Below are 18,183 nucleotides of genomic sequence, written 5' to 3'. Positions count from 1 at the left end.
ATGACAATGAAACGCTTCATTATTCTGCTTGCCGCGGCGTTGCTGCTTCCCCTGACCGCCGTCGCGCAGTCGGCGACCATGTACAAGGATCCGTTCTGCGGCTGCTGCACGGGCCACGCGGAATATCTGCGAGAGAACGGCTTTGACGTGACCGTCGTCGAAACGCCGCCGGAGAAACTGGCCGCGATCAAGGAGAAGCATCAGATTCCGCCCGCCCTTCAGGGCTGCCACACGCTTCTGGTGAAAGGCTATGTGGTCGAGGGTCACGTTCCGGTCGAGGCCATCGAGAAATTGCTGGCCGAAGAACCCGACATCATCGGCGTCTCCCTGCCGGGCATGCCGCTGGGCTCCCCCGGCATGGGCGGGATCAAGGCCGCCCCGTTCAAGATCATGACAATCGGCGGCGATGGCGGCGTGTTCGCCGAAATCGAGAAACCGGGCCGGTACGAAAGAGGGGAAACGCATGAGCGCCATCAAGCGTCAGAAATTCTTCACCTGGATCCATAAATGGATCGGACTGGCGATCGGCATACAGGTCACGCTCTGGGTCGCCAGCGGCCTGGTGATGGTGCTCTATGATATCGAGACCGTGCGGGGCGAGGACCGCGCCGAGCGGGGCTATTCTGGCGCTATCAGCACGCAAGGAATCATCCCGCCCGGCGAGATCCTTGCCGCCTATCAGGGGGAAGCCAGATCGATAACCCTGCGCCCGTCCGCCGGCCGGATGCTCTACCGCGTCGAAGGCGCCACGAGCGCGAGGCTGATCGACGCCCGCACCGGGGCTGAAGCGGCGCCGCTGGACGAGGCCGCGATCCGTGACCTTGCGCGCGGGGCTTATCGCGGGGACGCGGCGGTGGCGTCCGCGCGCCTTCTGACCGAAGCGCCCATCGAGTGGCGAAACTATACCCCCGTCTGGCAGGTGGAGTTCGACGACAGCGCCGCCACCCGGCTCTACATGAACCCGGTTACGGGGGATGTGGAGACCGTGCGCACCCGGCTCTGGCGCATCTATGACGTCGCCTGGATGCTCCACATCATGGATTATCAGGGGCGGGACAATTTCAATAACTGGCTGGTCAAGCTGGCCTCCGGCCTTGGGCTGGCCGTTTCGATCAGCGGGCTTGTCCTGATCTTTTACCGCATCCTGAAGCCCGAATGGGTCCGCCGCCGGAGACGGCGGGCGATGTCCGCCGCCAGCCAGGGCTGAGAGGCTTTATGACCAATGGATTCCTCGAAACCTGGCATCAGTCCGCCGTCACCACGGCGGGCCTGTTCTGGATGGCGTTCTGGGCGTTCGGGCTGGGCTATCTGATCTCGTCCATGATCCAGGTCTTCGTGACCCGGGAGCGAATGAAACAGAGCATGGGCGAGACCGGGGCGAAGAGCGTCGGGCTGGGCGCGTTTTTCGGCTTCATCTCCAGCTCCTGTTCTTTCGCGGCGCTCTCCACCACGCGGGCTCTGTTCACGAAGGGCGCCGGGCTGATCCCCTCGCTCGCCTTCCTGCTGGCCTCCACCAATCTGGTGGTGGAGCTGGGCATCGTCATCGCGGTGTTTCTTGGCTGGCAATTCGTGGTGGGCGAATATGCCGGCGGCGTGCTGCTGATCCTGCTGATGTGGCTTCTGGTCCGTCTGACCTTCCCGAAAAAACTGGTCGAAAAGGCGCGGGAAACCGCCCGCGAACAGGAAAGCGGCGAAGACGACTCCGATATTCCCGACTGGAAGACGCTGATCCGGAGCGCCGAGGGCTGGCGCAAGGTCGCCAACCGCTATGTCATGGAATGGGGCATGGTGTGGAAGGACGTGACGGTGGGCTTCACCGTCGCCGGAATCATCGCAGCCTTCGTGCCCAAAAGCTTCTTCCAGGCGCTGTTCGTCGGCTCCGGGCAGGGACAGGATCCCGCCTTCTGGCAGATTCTTGTCCATACGCTGATCGGCCCTGTCGCCGCGTTTTTCACCTTCATCGGGTCGATGGGGAATATTCCGCTGGCCGCGGTCCTGTTTGGCAATGGAGTGAGCTTCGCCGGGATCATGGCGTTCATTTTCAGTGACCTGGTGGTTTTCCCGGTGCTGCGGATACAGGCGAAATATTACGGATGGAGAATGGCGCTCTACATACTGGGCGTATTCCTGGCTATCCTCATCGCGACCGCGCTGGTCCTGCATTACGGCTTTGCCGCGCTCGGGCTGTTGCCGGACTCCGCCTCTGCGCAGAGCGTGACGGACAGGGACTTCTTTTCCGTCGATTACACGATGTTCCTCAATATCGCCTTCGCGGCGGTGAGCGCGGTCTTCCTGCTCTGGAAATGGCGCACGGCCGGGTTTGGCGCGCTGACCGGCGGCCAGTGGTCGGAGCGGATCCTGTTCGTCCTCGCCCTCGCCGCTTTTGGCTGGCTGGGGCTGGGCCTGCTGGTTCCGCCGCTGATCGGCTGACCGGGCCGCTTGAACCGGCCTGGAGGGCTCCTCATATATACCCCAATGGGGTATATAGATTGAGACAGGGCAAAGGACTTTCCCGATGACGGCGGCAGATCATTCCGGATGCGAGACCACGGGCGGACATGGCCCGCATGGCGGCTCGAAAATTGTCACGGCCGCGCAAGCGACGCTGCACTGCCTGACAGGGTGCGTGATTGGGGAAGTCGCCGGCCTGATGATCGGGGTCAGCATCGGGCTTGGCGTCTGGGCGACGATCGGGCTGGCGACCGCGCTGGCCTATCTTTCCGGGTTTACGCTGGGCCTTGTCCCCGTCATGCGCCGGGAGGGCGTCACGTTCTGGCGCGCCCTGCAGCTGATCTGGGTGGGGGAGGTCATATCCATCGGCGTGATGGAAATCGCGATGAACGCCGCGGATTATGCGGTGGGCGGCATGCAGGCCGGATCGGTTTTCCACTGGCAGTTCTGGCTGGGCGTCGCCGTGGCCGTTCCCGCCGGTTTCCTGGCGGCCTGGCCGATCAATTACTGGCTGCTCAATCGCGGCCTGAAGAAATGCCACTGACATGAAAAAGCCGGGGCGGACCGCCCCGGCTTTTCTCATTCTTATCAGGCAAACGCGCCCTAGCGCGGCGCCATGATCATGATCATCTGGCGGCCTTCCAGTTTCGGGTGGAATTCCACCTTCGCGACCTCGTTGAACTGGTCCTGAACCCGTTTCATCAGAACCATGCCGCGATCCTGGTGCGCCATTTCACGGCCGCGGAAGCGCACGGTGACCTTCACCTTGTCGCCTTCCTCGAAGAAGCGCGTCATCGCCCGCGTCTTCACCTCATAATCATGGGTGTCGATGTTGGGGCGCATCTTGATTTCCTTGACGTCCTGCGTCTTCTGCTTCTTGCGCGCCTCGGCCTTTTTTTTCTGTTCCTGGTATTTCAGCTTGCCGTAATCGAGGATTTTCACGACCGGAACTTCGGCGTTCGGCGAAACCTCGACCAGGTCCAGCCCGGCCTCCCGGGCGGCGTCCAAGGCCGCGTCTACGGGCATTTCGCCCTGCTTTTCGCCTTCGGCGTCAATCAGCAGGACGCGTGCGGCGCGAATATCGTCATTGATGCGGGGCCCATCCTTCTTGGGAGGGGTCTGGGGTGCGGGTCGGCGGGCTATGCGTCTTCTCCGTAATGATTTCTGTCAGTCATAAAAACATCGCCGCGCGAAACGCGTTCCGCGCGCAGCACAGTGTTATGGCGATGGAAAGCCTTGCAATCAAGCGGACTCACGGGTCTTGGCGCCGCCAAAGGCGTCGAGAACGCGCGCCGCCTGCAGCGCATCCTCCAGAGTCACCAAGCTGGTGGTGGTCGGATTGAGGGAAATAACCCCGCCCGGACCGCGCGGCGCGGCGGCCTTGCTGGGCGGGTCCTTGCGGCCGAACAGCACGACAGTCGGCCCGCCGGCGCCCGCCGCCAGATAGGATAGCGCATTCAGGGGCGTGAACACCGCGCGGGACTGCGCGGCCAGCGCCGCGATACGCAGCAGGTCGGTCCGCCCGGCCAGGCTGCGCGCGCCATCGGCGTTGCGGCAAATCTCGTTGGCCAGCGCCGCATCCGCCTTGGAGCCGGCGACCGTGACGCCCACGCCATTGGCCAGAAGCTCCCGCGCCAGCGCGGACCAGTTGGAGACCTCCCAGGGATTGGCCGCGCCCGGCCGCAGCCCCGGAATCATCAGCACGTAATTCTCGCCCAGCCCGAAATAGGCCGGCTCAAGCGTGCGCGTCGTGCGGCGCAGTTTCAGGATCCAGCGCATGTCCGGCACCAAGGCGGACGGGTTCACGTTCAGGCCCGCCTCGCGCAGCGCCATGCCGTAATGGGTGACCAGATGCCCGTCCGGGGCAGAGGATTTCTCCAGCCCGATCGGGCCGACCCAGCGCCCGGCGAAGGCGCGCGCGGCGCTGACATAGCGCGCCGCCTTGGGCGAGGTGCGCAGGTCATAGACGATATTGTAATTGCCGCGCCGGATGCGCTGCACGTAGGCGGGAATCTGTTTCAGCCCGTCGATTTCCGGCTCCGCCTCCACCGTGTCGAAATCCGAAGACGGTTCAAGAAGCTTCACATGCGCTTCGGGGGCAAACGCCTCGATCCGCGCGCGCGGATGATGGCGGCGGATGGCCGCCGCCGGCGCCATCGCGCTGACCAGCGCGTCGAGACTGCCGGGAAGGCAGATCAGTATTTTCTCCGGGGCGGGCTTAGCGGTCATGGTCGGACTTTAAGAGTTCCTGATAGAGGTTCAATGTCGCGCGTTGCAGCGCCTGTGTCGAATATTCCGCGCGGATGCGCGCCGACGCGGCCTCGCCCATAGCGAAGGCGCGCGATTCAGGCAGGGAAAGCGCGGCTTCCATTGTCTTTGCAAGCGCATCTATATCGCCCGGCGGCGACAGCCACCCCGTCTCGCCCGGAATCACCACCTCGCGCGCGCCGCCATGGTCGGCCGCAATCACACGCCGCCCCATCGCCTGCGCCTCCGCCGCGGTTCGGCCAAAGGCTTCAGGTTCAACGGACGGGGTGATGACCAGATCGGCCGCGCCATAGGCGGCAGGCATGTCATGGACATGTCCGGCAAATACAACGCGCCCGGCCACGCCCGTCTCCGCCGCCAGCGTCTTCAGCTCGCCTACATAGGCCTCCCGCCCCTGCGCGTCGCCGGCCAGCGCCAGCACCGCCTGACTGTCCAGCGCGGCCAGCGCGCGGATCGCTTCCACCTGTCCCTTCCAGCGGGTCAGACGCGCGGGCAGCAGAATCAGCGGCCGGCGGTCATAGGGCGGTAGCCCGCAGGCTTCGCGGAACGCGCTGATCCGTCCCGGCTCCACATTCGCGGCGTCATACCGGCTTATATCGACGCCGCGCGGCACGACGCGCACGCGCTCCGGCGCAACCTCATGCTGGCTGAGAATGTAATCGCGGATGAAACCGGAATTGGCGATGACGATATCGCCGCGCGCCATCACCGAATTATAGAAACGCTTCAGCGCGGAACGCGCCTTGTAGGTCCCGTGATAGGTCGTGATGAAAAGCTTTTTTGCCCGCCGCGCCGCCAGCAGGGCGCTCCAGGCCGGGGCGCGGGAGCGCGCATGGATGATCTGCGCCTCGTGCGCTGCCATCGCGTCTGTCAGCCGCTTCACATTGGCGTAGGCGACAAACGGGTTCTTGGAATGGACCGGCATCTCGATCCAGCTCCCCCCGGCCGCCTCCAGCTCCGCCACCATGCGCCCGCCGCGGCTGGCCACCGGCGCGGCGCCGCCGGCGGCGGTCAGCGCCTCTGCAATCTCGATGGTCGTGCGTTCCGCGCCGCCGGCCTCAAGCTCTGGTATGACCTGCAATACGCGCATGGTTCGCCGGGTGATCCTTCTCGCCGCGCCTCGACAAGCGCGCGGCCAGACGCCTATCACGGCGGGGACGCTGTTTCACCCTGATTTAAGCTGCTGACGATGACTGAAACCCGACCCGAATATTTCGACGCGCCGCACGGACCGCGCCTGGCCTTTCGCCGCAGCCCGGGTTCAGGTCCCGGTCTTGTCTGGCTGGGCGGGTTCCGCTCCGACATGGAGGGCGGCAAGGCGACCACGCTGCACGACATGGCGATTGAGGACCGCCGCGCCTTCATCCGGTTTGATTATTCCGGACATGGCGCATCATCCGGAGAATTCGCGGACGGGAAGATCGGCGACTGGGCCGCCGATTCCATCGCCGTTCTCGATCATCTCACCCAAGGTCCGCAGATCCTTGTCGGATCGTCCATGGGCGGCTGGACCGCCCTGCTGACCGCGCTGGCGCGCCCGGACCGCGTCGCGGGTCTGGTTCTCATCGCGCCCGCGCCCGATTTCACGGAGGCGTTGATGAAGCCGGAATTGCCGGAGGAGGCGCTGGCGGAGATCGCGGAAAAAGGCGTCTGGATGCAGCCTTCAGATTATGGCTACGATCCCAGCCCGATCACGAAAACCCTTCTGGAGGACGGCGCGCAGCACTGCCTGCTGGGCAAGGGCGGCATCGGCGTCACCGCGCCTGTCCGCATCCTGCAGGGCATGCAGGACCCGGACGTCCCCTGGCGTCACGCCTTCCGGCTGGTCGAGGAGCTGGAAAGCGGCGACGTGGTGTTTTCGCTGATCAAGGACGGCGACCACCGCCTGTCCCGCGAGGCCGATCTGCACCGTTTAAAACAGACAGTGCGCGCTCTCGCCGCTGAACGCGCGGAATGATATGGCTTCTGGCAACGGGCGCGTCAGGCGCGGCAGGGGACAAGCAATGATCCGGTTTCTACTTCCACTTTGCCTTTTGTCAGGCGCGGCCTTTGCCCAGAGCGCCGGCGACGAGGCGCGCCAGACGCGCTACGAATCCTGCCTGAAAAAGGCGCAGGACGATCCAGACAACGCCTATGAGGACGCGCTGGCCTGGCGCATGGAGGGCGGCGGCCTGCCGGCCCGCCATTGCGTGGCCGTATCGCTGCTGGCGCTGGGCGAAACGCGCGAGGCGGCGGAGCGGCTGGAGGCCATCGGCCATTCCTCGACCCCCGCGCCGGAAGTCGCCAAGGCGGAAATGCTCAGCCAGGCGGGCAACGCTTATCTGCTGGCCGAAGCCCCGTCGGAGGCGCGCCGCGCGCTGGATGGCGCGCTGAAGTTCCAGCCGGGCAATCCGGACCTGCTGATCGACCGCGCCCGCGCGCTGGCCATGCTGGATGAATATGCCGAGGCTGAAAGCGATCTAAGCGCGGCGCTGGATGCGCGCGACGGCGACGCGCTGGCCCTGACGCTGCGGGCCGAGGCCCGGCTTTATCAGGGCGAGATCAACGCCGCGGAAGCGGACGCGATGGCCGCCATAGACGCCGACCCGGAAAACATCGATGCGCGTCTTGTGCTGGGCAATATTCGCGAGACGCGGCGCACGGGCGAAATTCCGGACTGGTAGGTCGCGCCGTGCGGCGGCGGCTTTCGCGCCGCGCGCAGGGCCGCTAAGACACCGCGAGCAATTTTTCGATTACGGTCGCTAGCTTTCAAGGGGATGGAACGCGATGGGGCGCGAACGCGTGGCGGTCTTGCTGCCGGCCTATGATGAAGAAGGCGCAATCGCCAAGGTGGTCGGCGATTTCCGCGCGGCGCTGCCGGACGCGGCCATCTATGTCTATGACAATAATTCCAGGGACGGCACGATAGAGGCGGCGCGCGCCGCCGGCGCCATCGTCCGGACAGAGCCGCAACAGGGCAAGGGCCATGTCGTGCGGCGCATGTTCGCCGATATCGACGCCGATATTTTCATTCTTTGCGACGCCGATGACACCTATGAGGCCGCTGCCGCCCCGGCCATGGCCGCCCGCCTGCAGAACGAGAATCTGGACCTGATTACCGGCGTGCGGATTTCCGACCAGAAAGAGGCCTACCGCCCCGGTCACCGCTTCGGGAACCGGATGCTGACCGGCATGGTGCGGATGATTTTCGGCGACCGCGCCAAGGACATGCTTTCGGGCTATCGCGTCATGTCGCGCCGCTTCGTCAAATCCTTCCCGGCGCTGTCCCGCGGCTTTGAGATCGAGACCGAGCTGACCGTGCACGCGCTGGAGCTTCAACTGCCCATGGCCGACCATGACACGGCCTATAGCGAGCGCGCCGAAGGCACCGAATCCAAGCTTTCCACCTTCCGTGACGGGGCCCGCATCGGCGCGAAGATCCTGACCCTTGTGAAGGACGAGCGCCCGCTGCCCTTCTTTTCGCTGGTGGCGCTGGGGCTGGTCCTGCTGGCGCTGGTCATCGCCACGCCGCGCCTGATCGAATTTCTCAATACCGGCCTGTTCCCGTTTGTCGGCACCGCGGTGCTGGCCACCGGGCTGGTTATGGTCGGGGTGATTTCGCTGGCGACCGGCCTGATCCTTTCCACAGTCACGCAAGGCCGGCGGGAGATGAAGCGCCTGGCCTATCTGCGCCACGCCGCCCCCGGAGACGACCAATGAGCGAACCCAGCCCGAGCGATGACGAAGGCTATGTCGGCGCGTCCAATCTGGAAGTGATGGCGGTCGCCAAACGCTATAACGCCTTCCTCGAAAACATGGTGATCAACGCATCCGGCGGTGCGGAAACCGCGCTGGATTTCGGCGCCGGCGGCGGCGAGTTTGCCCGCCGCACGGCCTCGCACGGACTGACAGTGACCTGCGTGGAGCCTGACACCGCCCTGCGGGAGCGTCTGAAACGCGAGGGGTTCGAGACCGCCCCGGACCTTTCCGGAATCGGCCCGGCCTCCCGCCCGTATATCTATACGCTGAACGTGCTGGAACATATCGAGGATGACGTGGCCGCGCTGCGCGATCTGTTCGAGCGCGTCGCCCCGGGCGGCACCCTGTTCATCTATGTGCCCGCCTATCAGATGCTCTATGGCTCCATGGACCGGCTTGTCGGCCATCACCGCCGCTATACGCTTTCCGTGCTGAGCAAGCGCGTTGAAGCGGCCGGGTTCGCCATTCAGGACAGCGGCTATGCCGACCCGGTCGGGTTCTTCGCCGCGCTGGCTCACAAATTCATCGGATCGGATTCCGGCGAAATCTCCGACCGCAGCGTGGCTTTGTTCGACACGCTCGCCTTTCCGGTCAGCCGCGCCTTGCACCGCGTGACCAAGCGATGGTTTGGCAAGAATGTATGGGTCCGGGCGCGGAAACCGGCCTGACCCATGACACGGCCCGAAGCGGAAAAAGGGGCTTAGGATGACGGAAGCGGCCCTATGAGCCATTCCCCGCAGCTACTGGCGCTGAATATCGTTCTGGCGCTGATCGCGGCAGGCGGTCTGACCGCCCTGACCCGGCCGCGACGCGCCTCTGCCTGGATCGCGGGCGGCGTGATGTCCGCGGCTGCGGTAATCGTCGTGATGTCGGAGATTGCCGGGCGGGTCGCCTACACGCCGCTATCCCTGACCCTTGGAACATTTCTCGCCGCTGCGCTGGGCCTGGCTGCCTGTTTTGCCGCGCGCCGCTGCTTTTCGCGCCCCATTCCGCCGGCGCTGTCCGATTCCTGGGCGACAAAGCCGATCGTCTGGGCGTTTCTGGCGGTCTGGGCCGCGCTGGCGGTCTGGATATTTACCGCCCATGTCCTGGCCCCGCCGGACGTGCCGGACGCGCTGCGCTACCATCTGGCCGCGGTCGCGCACTGGCACGCCGAAGGGCGCATCACCCAGATCACCGGCGCCGACTACCGGGTGAACCACTTCCCTCACGTGATGAGTCTTCTTTGGGGCTGGCCGCTGGTTCTGACCCGCACCGATTTCTATAGCGGCCTGTTTCCAGTTCTGACCGTTTTCCTGCTCTGGCCCGCCACGGTCTATCTGATCGCCGCGGCCTGCGGGGCGCGGCGGGATGCGGGCATTGTTCTGGCGCTTTGCTCGGCCGCCGTCGCGCCGGTCTTCATTCAGGGCATGAACGAGGCCGTGGACGTCCTGTTCTGGTCGGCCAGCCTGCTGACCTTCTATCTGGCCTTCACCGGACGCGAGGGGTTCGGCCGCGTCTGGCTGGCCATCGGCCTCGCCGCCGGGCTGGCGCTGGGGGCAAAGTCCTTCGGCATTGTTTCCGCCCCGCTGGCGCTGGCGCTCTGGTTCGGCCTTGCGCTGTGGCGGGCGCGGAAGGACGCCGCGCCGCTCTGGCCCGTCTTCGCGCGCGCTGTGGGGGCGGGCCTGATTGCGCTGCTGATTGGCGGGTGGGTCTACGGGTATAATTTCCTCGAGTTCGGAAACCCGCTCTACCCGTATGATTTCCCCATCGATCTGCAGGCCGGTCAGCGGCCCCCTGAGGATTTCTACAGAAAAGCGGTCATCGAGGGCGGCGCGTCTCCGCTGACCGCGCTGTTCCGCGTCATTATGCTGCTTCCCGCCATGTTGCTGGCTCTGCCGCCGCTGGCCGATATCGGCGGGGCGAACAGCTCCGGTCTGGGCTATATGTCGCCGGTCCTTCTGGCCGTGGCCCTGGTCCTGCTGGCCGCCGCCGCGTGGCGCTGGCGCCGCAGCGGCGCCGGGGTTCCGGGCCTGCGTCTCTGGGCGTCGCTGTTCGGCGCGGCGCTGATCGTGAATTACGTCCTGGCCTCCCAGTGGGGCGTGCAGCTTCTCAACAAGGCAACGCCGGACTTTTCCTCGCTGGCGCGCTACCAGCTGGTCTGGCCGGCCCTGCTGGCCACTCTGGCGGCGGTTCTGACGCCCGCCCGCGCCTGGCTACGCGCGGTGCTGTTTACGGGCCTGGCCGTGGCGTTCATCGGCATGACCGGCTGGTTCGTCATGGGCGGCCAGAGCCGGGGATGGCAGACCGTGGAACGCCTGATCCCCTATTTCCCGGACCGCATGGCGCAGGCGGCGCGGATCAATCCCGGCATCACGCCGGGCATGGTGGATCATCTGAACAAGTTTCAGGGCGCAAGCCTGCTGGAGCTGGGCTCCCGCGGCCACATCTACCCGCTCTTCTACCCGACCTTCATCCGCAAGGTTTACAAGAGCGGCTACAACACGCTCGATTCCAATGTCCTGTTCAACTGGGATTTCGACCGCGACATCTATGACGTCATCGTCACCCGGAAATATGTCGACGCCCGCCTCTGCATCGACCATGTCTACGAGAATACGCCAGAACTTTACCGGCGGTCCCTGCGCCCGACCCTGATGCACGCTTTCAACGACCAGGTCGTGTTTGGCGAGGATGTGTTGTTCGTGATCGCGCACGCGCGCGAGGACCGCGAATTCGCCATTCGCAACGATCCGCGCTACCGCTTGATTGAAAGCTATCCCAACCGGGCCTACGGCATGACCTCAATCTACCGGCTCAAGAACAACGCCGAACCCCTGACGGAGGGTTTCGAGGCCTGCCTGAAAGAGAATGGCCGAAACCGCGCGGGCCGCGCGCGATGAACCGGCCGCCCGCGTTCATCCATGCCGGCGCGCCCAAGGCCGGGTCCACCTGGCTGCACGCGGCGCTGTCCGAACACCCCGGAATCTACCTGCCCCCTGGCAAGGAGCTGCAATTCTTCGACAAGCACTACAAGCTGGGCGAGGACTGGTACGAGAAGCAGTTTTCCGGCGCGCCCGACGGCGCGGTGACGGGCGATCTCAGCCCGGAATATCTCTTCCACCCGGAGGCCGCGGCCCGCATCGCGGCCTATGATCCCTCGACAAAAATCCTCATCACGCTGCGCGAGCCGGTCAAACGTCTGCTGTCATGGCGCCAGCAACGCATTTCGCTGGGCGAGGACGTCGACACCGCCGATGAATGGCTGACCGATGCGGCGACGCTGGAGGCGCATCTCTACGCCCCGGCGCTGAAGCGCATCTTCGACCATTTCCCGCGCCAGCAAATCCAGGTCAGCTTCCATGCGGAGCTGCGCCAGAACCCGCAGGGCTTTCTGGACAAGATCTGCGATTTCATCGGCGCGGCGCATTTCACGCCAGAAGTGATCGACAAGGAAGTCTGGGGCGCGCGCGCCGCCCGCAATCCCGCCCTCACCCGCATACTTTACGCGGGCGGGCAGGCGCTGCGGCAGGCGGGTCTGGCCGAACTGGTGGGCCGGGTCAGCACCCATCCCGCCTTCACGCGCCTGATCTACCGCAAGGCCGAATCCGACCCGGGCAGCGTGGAGGCCCGCCGTTTCGCCCATGAATTCTTTTCCCGCGAATATGACACGATCGAGATGCTGACCGGCCGCCCCCTGCCCCGAAGCTGGCGGGCCGAGCCGTGAGCGTAAAGGGCGTAAAAATCCCGCTCTGGGCGGAGCTGATCTTCCTGGCCGTCTCCGCCGGCCTGCTGGGCCTGCTGGCCTGGGCGCGCGGCGACCTGCTGTCCGACGTGCTGCACTGGAAAAGCCTGTTGCTGGCGCCGACCTTTTTCACCGCGCTGGCGCTGGGCGCGGCCCGCTGGCGCTATGTGCTGGCGGGACTGGGCGGCCATATCAGCTATGGCGTCGCGCTGCGCGCCAATATCCAGTCGCTGTTTTTCTATTTCTTTCTGCCGCTGGGCGCCGGGGCGGAGGTCTATCGCGCCGCCACGATCCGCACAGCGACGGGACTGAATGTCGCCCGGGTCAGCGCCTCCGTCATCCTGGACCGGTTCGCCGGACTGATCAGCGTGGGCACGATTGCGGTGGTTCTGGGCGTCGCCGACCGCCCGCATCTGCCCGCCGTGCCGGTCTGGCTGGTCATTGTCATCGCGCTGGCGGTCATCACCGTGATCTTCGCGCTGATCTTCGCCCGCCCCCTGCGCGCCCGGCTGGCGCAGCTTCTGAGCGCGCTGTCGGAACTGACGGCGAAACAGGTGGCGGGGATGCTGGGCTTTTCCTTCGCCTCGTCCAGCTTCCTGGTGATCACCGCGATCCTGGCCGGACAGCTTCAGGGCGTAACGGACGCGCTGGGCGTGGCCTTCGCCTTCGCCGCCTCCGCCGTCACCGCCATGATTCCGATTTCGCTGCTGGGCGTAACCCCGACCGAGGTGACCGGCGTGGTGCTCTACCAAGGCGCGGGCGCGTCCGTGGACCAGGCCTTCGCCATCGCCGCCAGCATCTATCTGATGCGCCTGCTTATGGCCGCCTGCGGGGGTCTGTGGATCCTGTTCACCCGCCTGAACAAAAGCGGCGGCGAACCCGAAACCTAGCGGCGATAGAGGATTGTCGGCGTCCCGCGATATTCGGTGCGGGCAAATTCCTCATAGCCGCATTTCTCCGCCACGCGGATCGAAGCCAGATTGTCCGGGTCGATCATGCAGGATGTGCGCGTGCCCGCATCGAAATGCGCATCGCCCCATTCCACCGCGGCCCGGATCGCCTCGGTCGCCACGCCGCGGCCCTGCGCCCACACCGCCAGCGCCCAGCCGATCTCCGGCATCCCGTCCAGCGAGGGAACAAGATCGCGCTTGAAATCGGCAAAGCCGCACTCCCCGGCGAACTTGCCGCTCTCCCGGTCCTCGATCGCCCAGAAGCCGTACCCCAGATGCGCCCAGTGCCCGGTATAGCGCAGCAGGCGCGCCCACACGTCGCCGGGCGCAAAGGGCCGGCCGCCAATATGCCGCGTCACCGTCTCGTCCCCCCACATCGCCGCGCAATCCTCGAAATCATCGAGCGTATGCGCGCGCAGGATCAGGCGGTCGGTTTCGATTGTGGGGATGTCGAAGGGAATGGAGCGGTCAGTCATGCCCAGACGCATATCGTCTCCGCCCCGATTGGCAAAGCCTGACGGGAGCGAGCAATATATGTTTTCGATGAGAGTGGTGCCCAGGAGAGGACTTGAACCTCCACGACCATACGGTCACTAGCACCTGAAGCTAGCGCGTCTACCAATTCCGCCACCTGGGCAGGTGTGCTCGGAAGGCGGCTGACATAATGAAGGCTGAGCCCGGCGTCAACGCTGCGGTGCGGCGCTATTGAAGGAATGCGCAGTCTGGGCTAGGGCCGCGCACAGAATTCACGCAGGAAACACGACTTCGATGAAGATCAACGGCAACGAAATCAAACCCGGAAACGTCATCCAGCACGCCGATTCGCTGTGGGTGGCGGTGAAGACCGACCATGTGAAGCCCGGAAAGGGCGGCGCGTTCGCGCAGGTCGAGCTGAAAAATCTTCTCAACGGATCGAAGATGAACGAGCGCTTCCGCGCCACCGAGTCGGTCGAGCGCGTGCGTCTGGAACAGCGCGACCACCAGTTCCTGTTCGCCAGCGGCGAGATGCTGACCTTCATGAACCTGGAATCCTACGAGCAGATCGAGCTGCAAGTGGATTTCGTGGGCGAGGACAAGGCCCGCTTCCTTCAGGAAGGCATGCAGGTGATGGTGGAGTTTCACGAGGACAAGCCGATCGGCTTCGCCCTGCCCCAGCACGTCACCATGGAAGTCATGGAGACCGAGCCGGTGGTGAAGGGCCAGACGGCGGCCAACAGCTTCAAACCGGCCATGCTGGAGAACGATATCCGCACCCAGGTGCCGCCTTTTGTCGGCATTGGCGAAAAGATCGTGGTGGCGACCGAAGACGCGTCCTACGTCAAGCGCGCCGAATAGAGCCATGGCGCGCGTTTCAAACCTGATCCAGATGATGGGCGACGCGGCGCGCAAGGCGGGCCGCGGGCTGGCCCGCGACTTCGGCGAGGTGGAAAACCTGCAGGTTTCCAGAAAGGGACCGGCCGATTTCGTCACCGCCGCCGACCGCAAGGCCGAGGAGAAGATCTTCGAGGCGCTGAGCGAGCTGCGTCCCGGCTATGGCTTCCTGATGGAAGAGCGCGGCGAGGTGACGGGCAGCGACAAGTCGCATCGCTGGATTGTCGATCCGCTGGACGGCACGCTGAACTTCATGCACGCCCTGCCCCATTTCGCGGTCTCCATCGCGCTGGAGCGCGACGGCGTGATCGTGGCGGGCGTGGTCTATGACGTTGCCAAGGACGAGTTCTTCTCCGCCGAAAAGGGCAAGGGCGCGTTTTTGAACGAACGCCGCATCCGGGTTTCCTCCCGCAAGACGCTGGAAGAATCCGTCATCGCCACCGGCATTCCCTTCCACGGCAAGCCGGGCCACGCGAAATTCCTGAAAGAGCTGTTCGAGATCTCGCCGCATGTCGCCGGCGTGCGCCGTTTTGGCTCCGCCGCGCTGGATCTGGCCTATGTGGCCGCCGGCCGCTACGAGGCGTTCTGGGAGCGCGGGCTGAAACCGTGGGACATCGCCGCGGGCCAGTTGCTGGTGCGTGAAGCGGGCGGTTTCGTTCGCGATCTCGATACGGGCGGGGACCCGGTTTATACCGGCAACATCATCGTCGGGAACGAGCCGGTCCTGAAATTGCTTTCCAAGCGATTACAAGCGGCGGGCTAGCCGCCGGGCGCCGAAAAATGGTCTTAATGAGCGCCTAGCCCGTTAGAAGGGCGCGCGCCATGCGCGCCCCGCATGTTTCAAGACGGAGACGCGCATGGCTTCCATGGACCGGCGTTACGCGCCCAATTTCACCGGATCGGCCCGATACGCCGCGCGCATGATCGTGTTCGTGGGCATCGTGGCGGTCGGCGCGGCGCTGCTCTTCCCTTTCCTGGCCGACGCCTTCATGGCCAATGCGGCCATTAACGGCCTGATCGTCGCGGTCTTCCTGATCGGCGTGGTCTATGTCTTCCAGCAGGTCTTCTCGGTGCAGCCGGCGGCCAACTGGATTCGCAAGTTCGAGAAGGAGGGCGGGTCTGAGCGGATTGGCCGTCCGCCCACCCTGATCGCCCCCATGCACGCCCTGCTGTCGGAGCAGCGCGGACGGCTGGCGCTGTCTTCCGCCTCGTCCCGCGCCATTCTGGATTCGGTCGGGGCGCGCGTAGCGGAAGCGGGCGAAATCACCCGTTACGCCGGACGTCTGCTGATCTTTCTGGGCCTGCTCGGCACGTTCTACGGCCTTCTTAAGACGGTCGGCGCCGTGGGCGATGCCGTCTCCGCGCTTTCGGAATCCACGACCGGGTCACAGGCCGATGTCGTCGCCATGATGGCGGCTTTGCGCGAACCGGTGCAAGGCATGGGCACGGCCTTTGCCTCCTCCCTGTTCGGCCTTGCCGGGTCGCTGATCCTTGGCTTTCTGGACCTGCAGGCCAGCCAGGCGCAGAACCGTTTCTATAACGAGGTCGAGGAATGGCTGGCCGCCTATACGCGGCTGGGCTCCGGCGGCCCGTCTATCGAATCCGAAGGCGATGGCGGCGCGAACCCTTATCTGGGCGCGTTGATCGAGCGCATGTCCGACAATGTCGAGGAACTGAGCCGCGCGCTGCAATCCCAAGGCGGCGGATCCACCGAAACCGCGGGCCTGATCCGGGCGCTGGACGACCGGCTGAGCCGTCAGGAGCGCGCGCTTGAGCGCATCGCGGACGAAGCCGAACGCGGCCGCCAGCAGACGACGCGCGAACTGAAGGCTGAATTGCGCATGGTGGCCCGCGTGCTGGCCGCCGCCGCATCCGGCGACGAAGCGGCGGTGAAACGCGCCGCGCGCGACGCCATCGAGGATCGCGAGGCGTGAGCGGCCCCCGCTCCATCCGCGCCCGCGCGGATACGGGCGATTACTGGCCGGGCTTCGTCGACGCCCTGGCGACGCTCCTGCTTGTCATCATCTTCCTGCTTTCGCTGTTCGTGCTGGCGCAATTCGCGCTCAGCCAGGCCCTGAACGACCGGGACGAGGAAGTCTCCCGCCTGACCTCCCAGATCGCCCAGCTGGCCGACCAGCTGGCGCTGGCCGAAGACGAAAACGCGGACCTGACCGCGCGCCTTTCCACATTGCAGGCGACGCTGGAGGAGAAGGAAGAGGCGCTGACCGCCGCCCTGTCCCGCGGCGCGGGGCTGGCCGCCGATCTTGAGGATGCGGAGGAACTGACCGAGGAACAGGCGAACGAGCTGGCGATCCTGAACCAGCAGATTGCAGCCCTGAATGAACAGCTGCGCCGCCTGGAAGCCTCGCTACAGGCCGCCGAGGAGCGCGACGCCGAGCAGAAGGCGGAAATCGCCAATCTCGGCAAACGCCTCAATCAGGCGCTGGCCTCTGAAGTGGCCCGGCTGGCCGCCTATCGCTCCGAGTTTTTTGAAAAGCTGATGCAGGCGCTGGAGGGCCGCACCGATGTCCGCGTCGTCGGCGACCGCTTCGTGTTCGAGACGGACGTGCTGTTCGATTCAGCCTCTGACGAACTGAAACCGGCAGGCCAGCAGCAACTGGCGGAAATCGCCGACGCCATCAACGAAATCTCCGGCGACATTCCCGACGACATCAACTGGGTCATCCGCGTTGACGGGCATACGGACGAACGCGCGATCAATACCGCGCAATTCCCCTCCAACTGGCACTTGTCGGCGGCGCGGGCGATTTCCGTGGTGAATTATTTCACCGATCAGGGCGTTCCGGCCGACCGCCTTGTGGCGGCCGGGTTCGGGGAACACCATCCCATCGCGCGCGGCGACAGCGAAGCGGCCTATTCCCGCAATCGCCGGATAGAGCTGAAGCTGACCAGCCGATGAGCCGCTTTTACGGTTCGAGGCCCGCCGCCATGCGGGTTTCCGCGCGATACGCCCGCATGGCCAGCCATGCGGTGGGGATCAGCGCGACGGCCAGAACCAGCGCCTCTGCGGTGCGTTCAATCAGCAAGGGCAGGTGCAGCATGCCGGCAAAGGCCCAGACCATCATTTCCATGGGGGCCGCTGACACCGGATATATGAAAAGCGCGACGATAACCGCGCCCAGAAGCGGGGCGGCCAGAAGCGCGCGCGAGGCTTTCTCGTTCATTGATGCAATCTCCATTTCCCCCTGCGCGCCTCTGCGGGCGTCAGCGGGTGCGGAGTATTTGGTGCGCGCGCCTGGAAAATGGAAGCGCGGCGGATCGTCACATTTTGTTTCAGACGCTGGGATCGACCCAGCCGCCATCATCGGCCGCGGGCTCGCCCGAGCGGCGTTCGCCAACCCCGGCGCGCAGGCGCTGGATCAGGTCTTCGTCAGGGACCCCGTCCGGCACAAGGGCGTGATCGGCCTGGTAGGCCTGAATGGCGGTGCGCGTGCGCGGCCCCATGATTCCGTCTTCCGGGCCGGCGTCATAGCCCTGGCTGTTCAAGCGTTGCTGAATTTCAAGGATCGTGCTTTCAGCCGCGGGGCCTTCGCCCTGCTGGCCGCCGGAAACCGTCCCGTAGGGCGTGGCGCCGGGGGCGGGCGGGGCGTAGGTTTCGCAGGCGGCGAGTAACAGGGCGGCGGGCAGGGCCAGACTTAGGGAAACGCGGATCATGGACCG

Annotated in this window: 21 protein-coding genes and 1 tRNA gene; 15 read left to right on the top strand and 7 right to left on the bottom strand. The window is 65.2% G+C overall.

The genetic code is table 11. From position 1 onward, the window contains the following. The first annotated feature begins 6 nt into the window (after positions 1 to 6). The 4 genes from L338_RS11535 (at position 7) to L338_RS11520 (ending at position 2,995) form a co-directional block, all read left to right on the top strand. Entirely contained in the window at positions 7 to 507 is a 501-nt protein-coding gene (locus L338_RS11535; protein ID WP_022698544.1) for a DUF411 domain-containing protein, read from the top strand. After that, positions 464 to 1,207, top strand: coding sequence for a PepSY domain-containing protein (locus L338_RS11530; protein ID WP_022698543.1), 744 nt, complete (start codon positions 464 to 466; stop codon positions 1,205 to 1,207). Before L338_RS11535 ends, L338_RS11530 begins: the two co-directional genes overlap by 44 nt. Before the next feature lie 8 nt (positions 1,208 to 1,215). Further along, the gene (locus L338_RS11525; RefSeq protein WP_027068489.1) at positions 1,216 to 2,430 is read left to right on the top strand and encodes a permease; all 1,215 of its coding nucleotides are present in this window, start codon (positions 1,216 to 1,218) and stop codon (positions 2,428 to 2,430) included. An 85-nt stretch (positions 2,431 to 2,515) separates the two neighbouring features. Next, positions 2,516 to 2,995, top strand: a complete 480-nt coding sequence (locus L338_RS11520) for a DUF4396 domain-containing protein (RefSeq protein WP_022698541.1) — start codon at positions 2,516 to 2,518, stop codon at positions 2,993 to 2,995. 59 nt (positions 2,996 to 3,054) lie between these two features. Here the strand turns inward: L338_RS11520 and infC are convergent, their stop codons facing one another. The 3 genes from infC to L338_RS11505 form a co-directional block, all read right to left on the bottom strand. Continuing rightward, positions 3,055 to 3,594 carry a translation initiation factor IF-3 gene (infC, locus tag L338_RS11515; protein ID WP_027068488.1) on the bottom strand — a complete coding sequence of 180 codons (540 nt, stop codon included), beginning with the start codon at positions 3,592 to 3,594 and terminating at the stop codon, positions 3,055 to 3,057. A gap of 99 nt (positions 3,595 to 3,693) precedes the next feature. Next, entirely contained in the window at positions 3,694 to 4,680 is a 987-nt protein-coding gene (locus L338_RS11510) for a glycosyltransferase family 9 protein (RefSeq protein ID WP_022698539.1), read from the bottom strand. Further along, positions 4,670 to 5,809, bottom strand: coding sequence for a glycosyltransferase family 4 protein (locus L338_RS11505; RefSeq protein ID WP_022698538.1), 1,140 nt, complete (start codon positions 5,807 to 5,809; stop codon positions 4,670 to 4,672). The genes L338_RS11510 and L338_RS11505 overlap by 11 nt, the downstream gene beginning before the upstream one ends. A gap of 99 nt (positions 5,810 to 5,908) precedes the next feature. Between L338_RS11505 and L338_RS11500 the strand changes: the two genes are divergently transcribed. The 7 genes from L338_RS11500 to L338_RS11470 all read left to right on the top strand — a co-directional run bounded on the left by L338_RS11500 (position 5,909) and on the right by L338_RS11470 (position 13,071). After that, positions 5,909 to 6,676: an alpha/beta fold hydrolase gene (locus tag L338_RS11500; RefSeq protein WP_022698537.1), complete on the top strand. Its 768-nt coding sequence runs from the start codon at positions 5,909 to 5,911 to the stop codon at positions 6,674 to 6,676. Positions 6,677 to 6,722: 46 nt separating this feature from the next. Then, entirely contained in the window at positions 6,723 to 7,382 is a 660-nt protein-coding gene (locus L338_RS11495) for a tetratricopeptide repeat protein (RefSeq protein ID WP_022698536.1), read from the top strand. Positions 7,383 to 7,485: 103 nt separating this feature from the next. Beyond that, positions 7,486 to 8,418, top strand: coding sequence for a glycosyltransferase family 2 protein (locus L338_RS11490; RefSeq protein ID WP_022698535.1), 933 nt, complete (start codon positions 7,486 to 7,488; stop codon positions 8,416 to 8,418). Continuing rightward, positions 8,415 to 9,125 (top strand): class I SAM-dependent methyltransferase, encoded by a 711-nt coding sequence (locus tag L338_RS11485; protein ID WP_022698534.1) that lies wholly within the window; start codon positions 8,415 to 8,417, stop codon positions 9,123 to 9,125. Before L338_RS11490 ends, L338_RS11485 begins: the two co-directional genes overlap by 4 nt. A gap of 54 nt (positions 9,126 to 9,179) precedes the next feature. Beyond that, positions 9,180 to 11,339 carry a hypothetical protein gene (locus tag L338_RS11480; protein WP_022698533.1) on the top strand — a complete coding sequence of 720 codons (2,160 nt, stop codon included), beginning with the start codon at positions 9,180 to 9,182 and terminating at the stop codon, positions 11,337 to 11,339. Next, the gene (locus L338_RS16650) at positions 11,336 to 12,163 is read left to right on the top strand and encodes a sulfotransferase family protein (protein WP_022698532.1); all 828 of its coding nucleotides are present in this window, start codon (positions 11,336 to 11,338) and stop codon (positions 12,161 to 12,163) included. Before L338_RS11480 ends, L338_RS16650 begins: the two co-directional genes overlap by 4 nt. Continuing rightward, complete coding sequence (locus tag L338_RS11470) at positions 12,160 to 13,071, top strand: lysylphosphatidylglycerol synthase transmembrane domain-containing protein (RefSeq protein ID WP_022698531.1); 912 nt, start codon at positions 12,160 to 12,162, stop codon at positions 13,069 to 13,071. The genes L338_RS16650 and L338_RS11470 overlap by 4 nt, the downstream gene beginning before the upstream one ends. On the opposite strand, the gene L338_RS11465 is transcribed toward L338_RS11470, so the two are convergent. Together L338_RS11465 and L338_RS11460 are read right to left on the bottom strand one after the other, a co-directional pair. Next, positions 13,068 to 13,607: a GNAT family N-acetyltransferase gene (locus L338_RS11465; RefSeq protein ID WP_027068486.1), complete on the bottom strand. Its 540-nt coding sequence runs from the start codon at positions 13,605 to 13,607 to the stop codon at positions 13,068 to 13,070. The genes L338_RS11470 and L338_RS11465 overlap by 4 nt on opposite strands. A gap of 74 nt (positions 13,608 to 13,681) precedes the next feature. After that, positions 13,682 to 13,768: transfer RNA gene (locus L338_RS11460), tRNA-Leu, on the bottom strand. A 131-nt stretch (positions 13,769 to 13,899) separates the two neighbouring features. Between L338_RS11460 and efp the strand changes: the two genes are divergently transcribed. The 4 genes from efp (at position 13,900) to L338_RS11440 (ending at position 17,422) form a co-directional block, all read left to right on the top strand. After that, positions 13,900 to 14,466, top strand: coding sequence for an elongation factor P (gene efp, locus L338_RS11455; RefSeq protein ID WP_022698529.1), 567 nt, complete (start codon positions 13,900 to 13,902; stop codon positions 14,464 to 14,466). A gap of 4 nt (positions 14,467 to 14,470) precedes the next feature. Beyond that, on the top strand, positions 14,471 to 15,265 hold the full coding sequence (locus L338_RS11450) for an inositol monophosphatase family protein (RefSeq protein WP_022698528.1): 795 nt from the start codon (positions 14,471 to 14,473) through the stop codon (positions 15,263 to 15,265). 94 nt (positions 15,266 to 15,359) lie between these two features. Beyond that, positions 15,360 to 16,436, top strand: a complete 1,077-nt coding sequence (locus L338_RS11445; protein WP_022698527.1) for a hypothetical protein — start codon at positions 15,360 to 15,362, stop codon at positions 16,434 to 16,436. Further along, complete coding sequence (locus tag L338_RS11440) at positions 16,433 to 17,422, top strand: peptidoglycan -binding protein (RefSeq protein WP_022698526.1); 990 nt, start codon at positions 16,433 to 16,435, stop codon at positions 17,420 to 17,422. Before L338_RS11445 ends, L338_RS11440 begins: the two co-directional genes overlap by 4 nt. 7 nt (positions 17,423 to 17,429) lie before the next feature. Here the strand turns inward: L338_RS11440 and L338_RS11435 are convergent, their stop codons facing one another. Both L338_RS11435 and L338_RS16645 read right to left on the bottom strand, forming a co-directional pair. Beyond that, positions 17,430 to 17,687: a hypothetical protein gene (locus L338_RS11435; protein ID WP_152485883.1), complete on the bottom strand. Its 258-nt coding sequence runs from the start codon at positions 17,685 to 17,687 to the stop codon at positions 17,430 to 17,432. A 109-nt stretch (positions 17,688 to 17,796) separates the two neighbouring features. Further along, complete coding sequence (locus tag L338_RS16645; protein WP_022698524.1) at positions 17,797 to 18,177, bottom strand: peptidoglycan-binding domain-containing protein; 381 nt, start codon at positions 18,175 to 18,177, stop codon at positions 17,797 to 17,799. Positions 18,178 to 18,183 lie beyond the last annotated feature (6 nt).

This window comes from Euryhalocaulis caribicus, assembly GCF_000412185.1.
GTDB lineage: Bacteria > Pseudomonadota > Alphaproteobacteria > Caulobacterales > Maricaulaceae > Euryhalocaulis > Euryhalocaulis caribicus.
The sequence above is the reverse complement of the archived record's forward strand: the minus strand, read 5'-3'. Positions and strand labels throughout refer to the sequence as shown.

Coding starts and splice junctions, on each gene's coding strand:
- L338_RS11535 (WP_022698544.1), top strand. CDS start 7: ATGAAACGCTTCATTATTCTGCTTGCCGCGGCGTTGCTGCTTCCCCTG.
- L338_RS11530 (WP_022698543.1), top strand. CDS start 464: ATGAGCGCCATCAAGCGTCAGAAATTCTTCACCTGGATCCATAAATGG.
- L338_RS11525 (WP_027068489.1), top strand. CDS start 1,216: ATGACCAATGGATTCCTCGAAACCTGGCATCAGTCCGCCGTCACCACG.
- L338_RS11520 (WP_022698541.1), top strand. CDS start 2,516: ATGACGGCGGCAGATCATTCCGGATGCGAGACCACGGGCGGACATGGC.
- L338_RS11510 (WP_022698539.1), bottom strand. CDS start 4,680: ATGACCGCTAAGCCCGCCCCGGAGAAAATACTGATCTGCCTTCCCGGC.
- L338_RS11505 (WP_022698538.1), bottom strand. CDS start 5,809: ATGCGCGTATTGCAGGTCATACCAGAGCTTGAGGCCGGCGGCGCGGAA.
- L338_RS11500 (WP_022698537.1), top strand. CDS start 5,909: ATGACTGAAACCCGACCCGAATATTTCGACGCGCCGCACGGACCGCGC.
- L338_RS11495 (WP_022698536.1), top strand. CDS start 6,723: ATGATCCGGTTTCTACTTCCACTTTGCCTTTTGTCAGGCGCGGCCTTT.
- L338_RS11490 (WP_022698535.1), top strand. CDS start 7,486: ATGGGGCGCGAACGCGTGGCGGTCTTGCTGCCGGCCTATGATGAAGAA.
- L338_RS11485 (WP_022698534.1), top strand. CDS start 8,415: ATGAGCGAACCCAGCCCGAGCGATGACGAAGGCTATGTCGGCGCGTCC.
- L338_RS11480 (WP_022698533.1), top strand. CDS start 9,180: ATGAGCCATTCCCCGCAGCTACTGGCGCTGAATATCGTTCTGGCGCTG.
- L338_RS16650 (WP_022698532.1), top strand. CDS start 11,336: ATGAACCGGCCGCCCGCGTTCATCCATGCCGGCGCGCCCAAGGCCGGG.
- L338_RS11465 (WP_027068486.1), bottom strand. CDS start 13,607: ATGACTGACCGCTCCATTCCCTTCGACATCCCCACAATCGAAACCGAC.
- efp (WP_022698529.1), top strand. CDS start 13,900: ATGAAGATCAACGGCAACGAAATCAAACCCGGAAACGTCATCCAGCAC.
- L338_RS11450 (WP_022698528.1), top strand. CDS start 14,471: ATGGCGCGCGTTTCAAACCTGATCCAGATGATGGGCGACGCGGCGCGC.
- L338_RS11445 (WP_022698527.1), top strand. CDS start 15,360: ATGGCTTCCATGGACCGGCGTTACGCGCCCAATTTCACCGGATCGGCC.
- L338_RS11435 (WP_152485883.1), bottom strand. CDS start 17,687: ATGAACGAGAAAGCCTCGCGCGCGCTTCTGGCCGCCCCGCTTCTGGGC.
- L338_RS16645 (WP_022698524.1), bottom strand. CDS start 18,177: ATGATCCGCGTTTCCCTAAGTCTGGCCCTGCCCGCCGCCCTGTTACTC.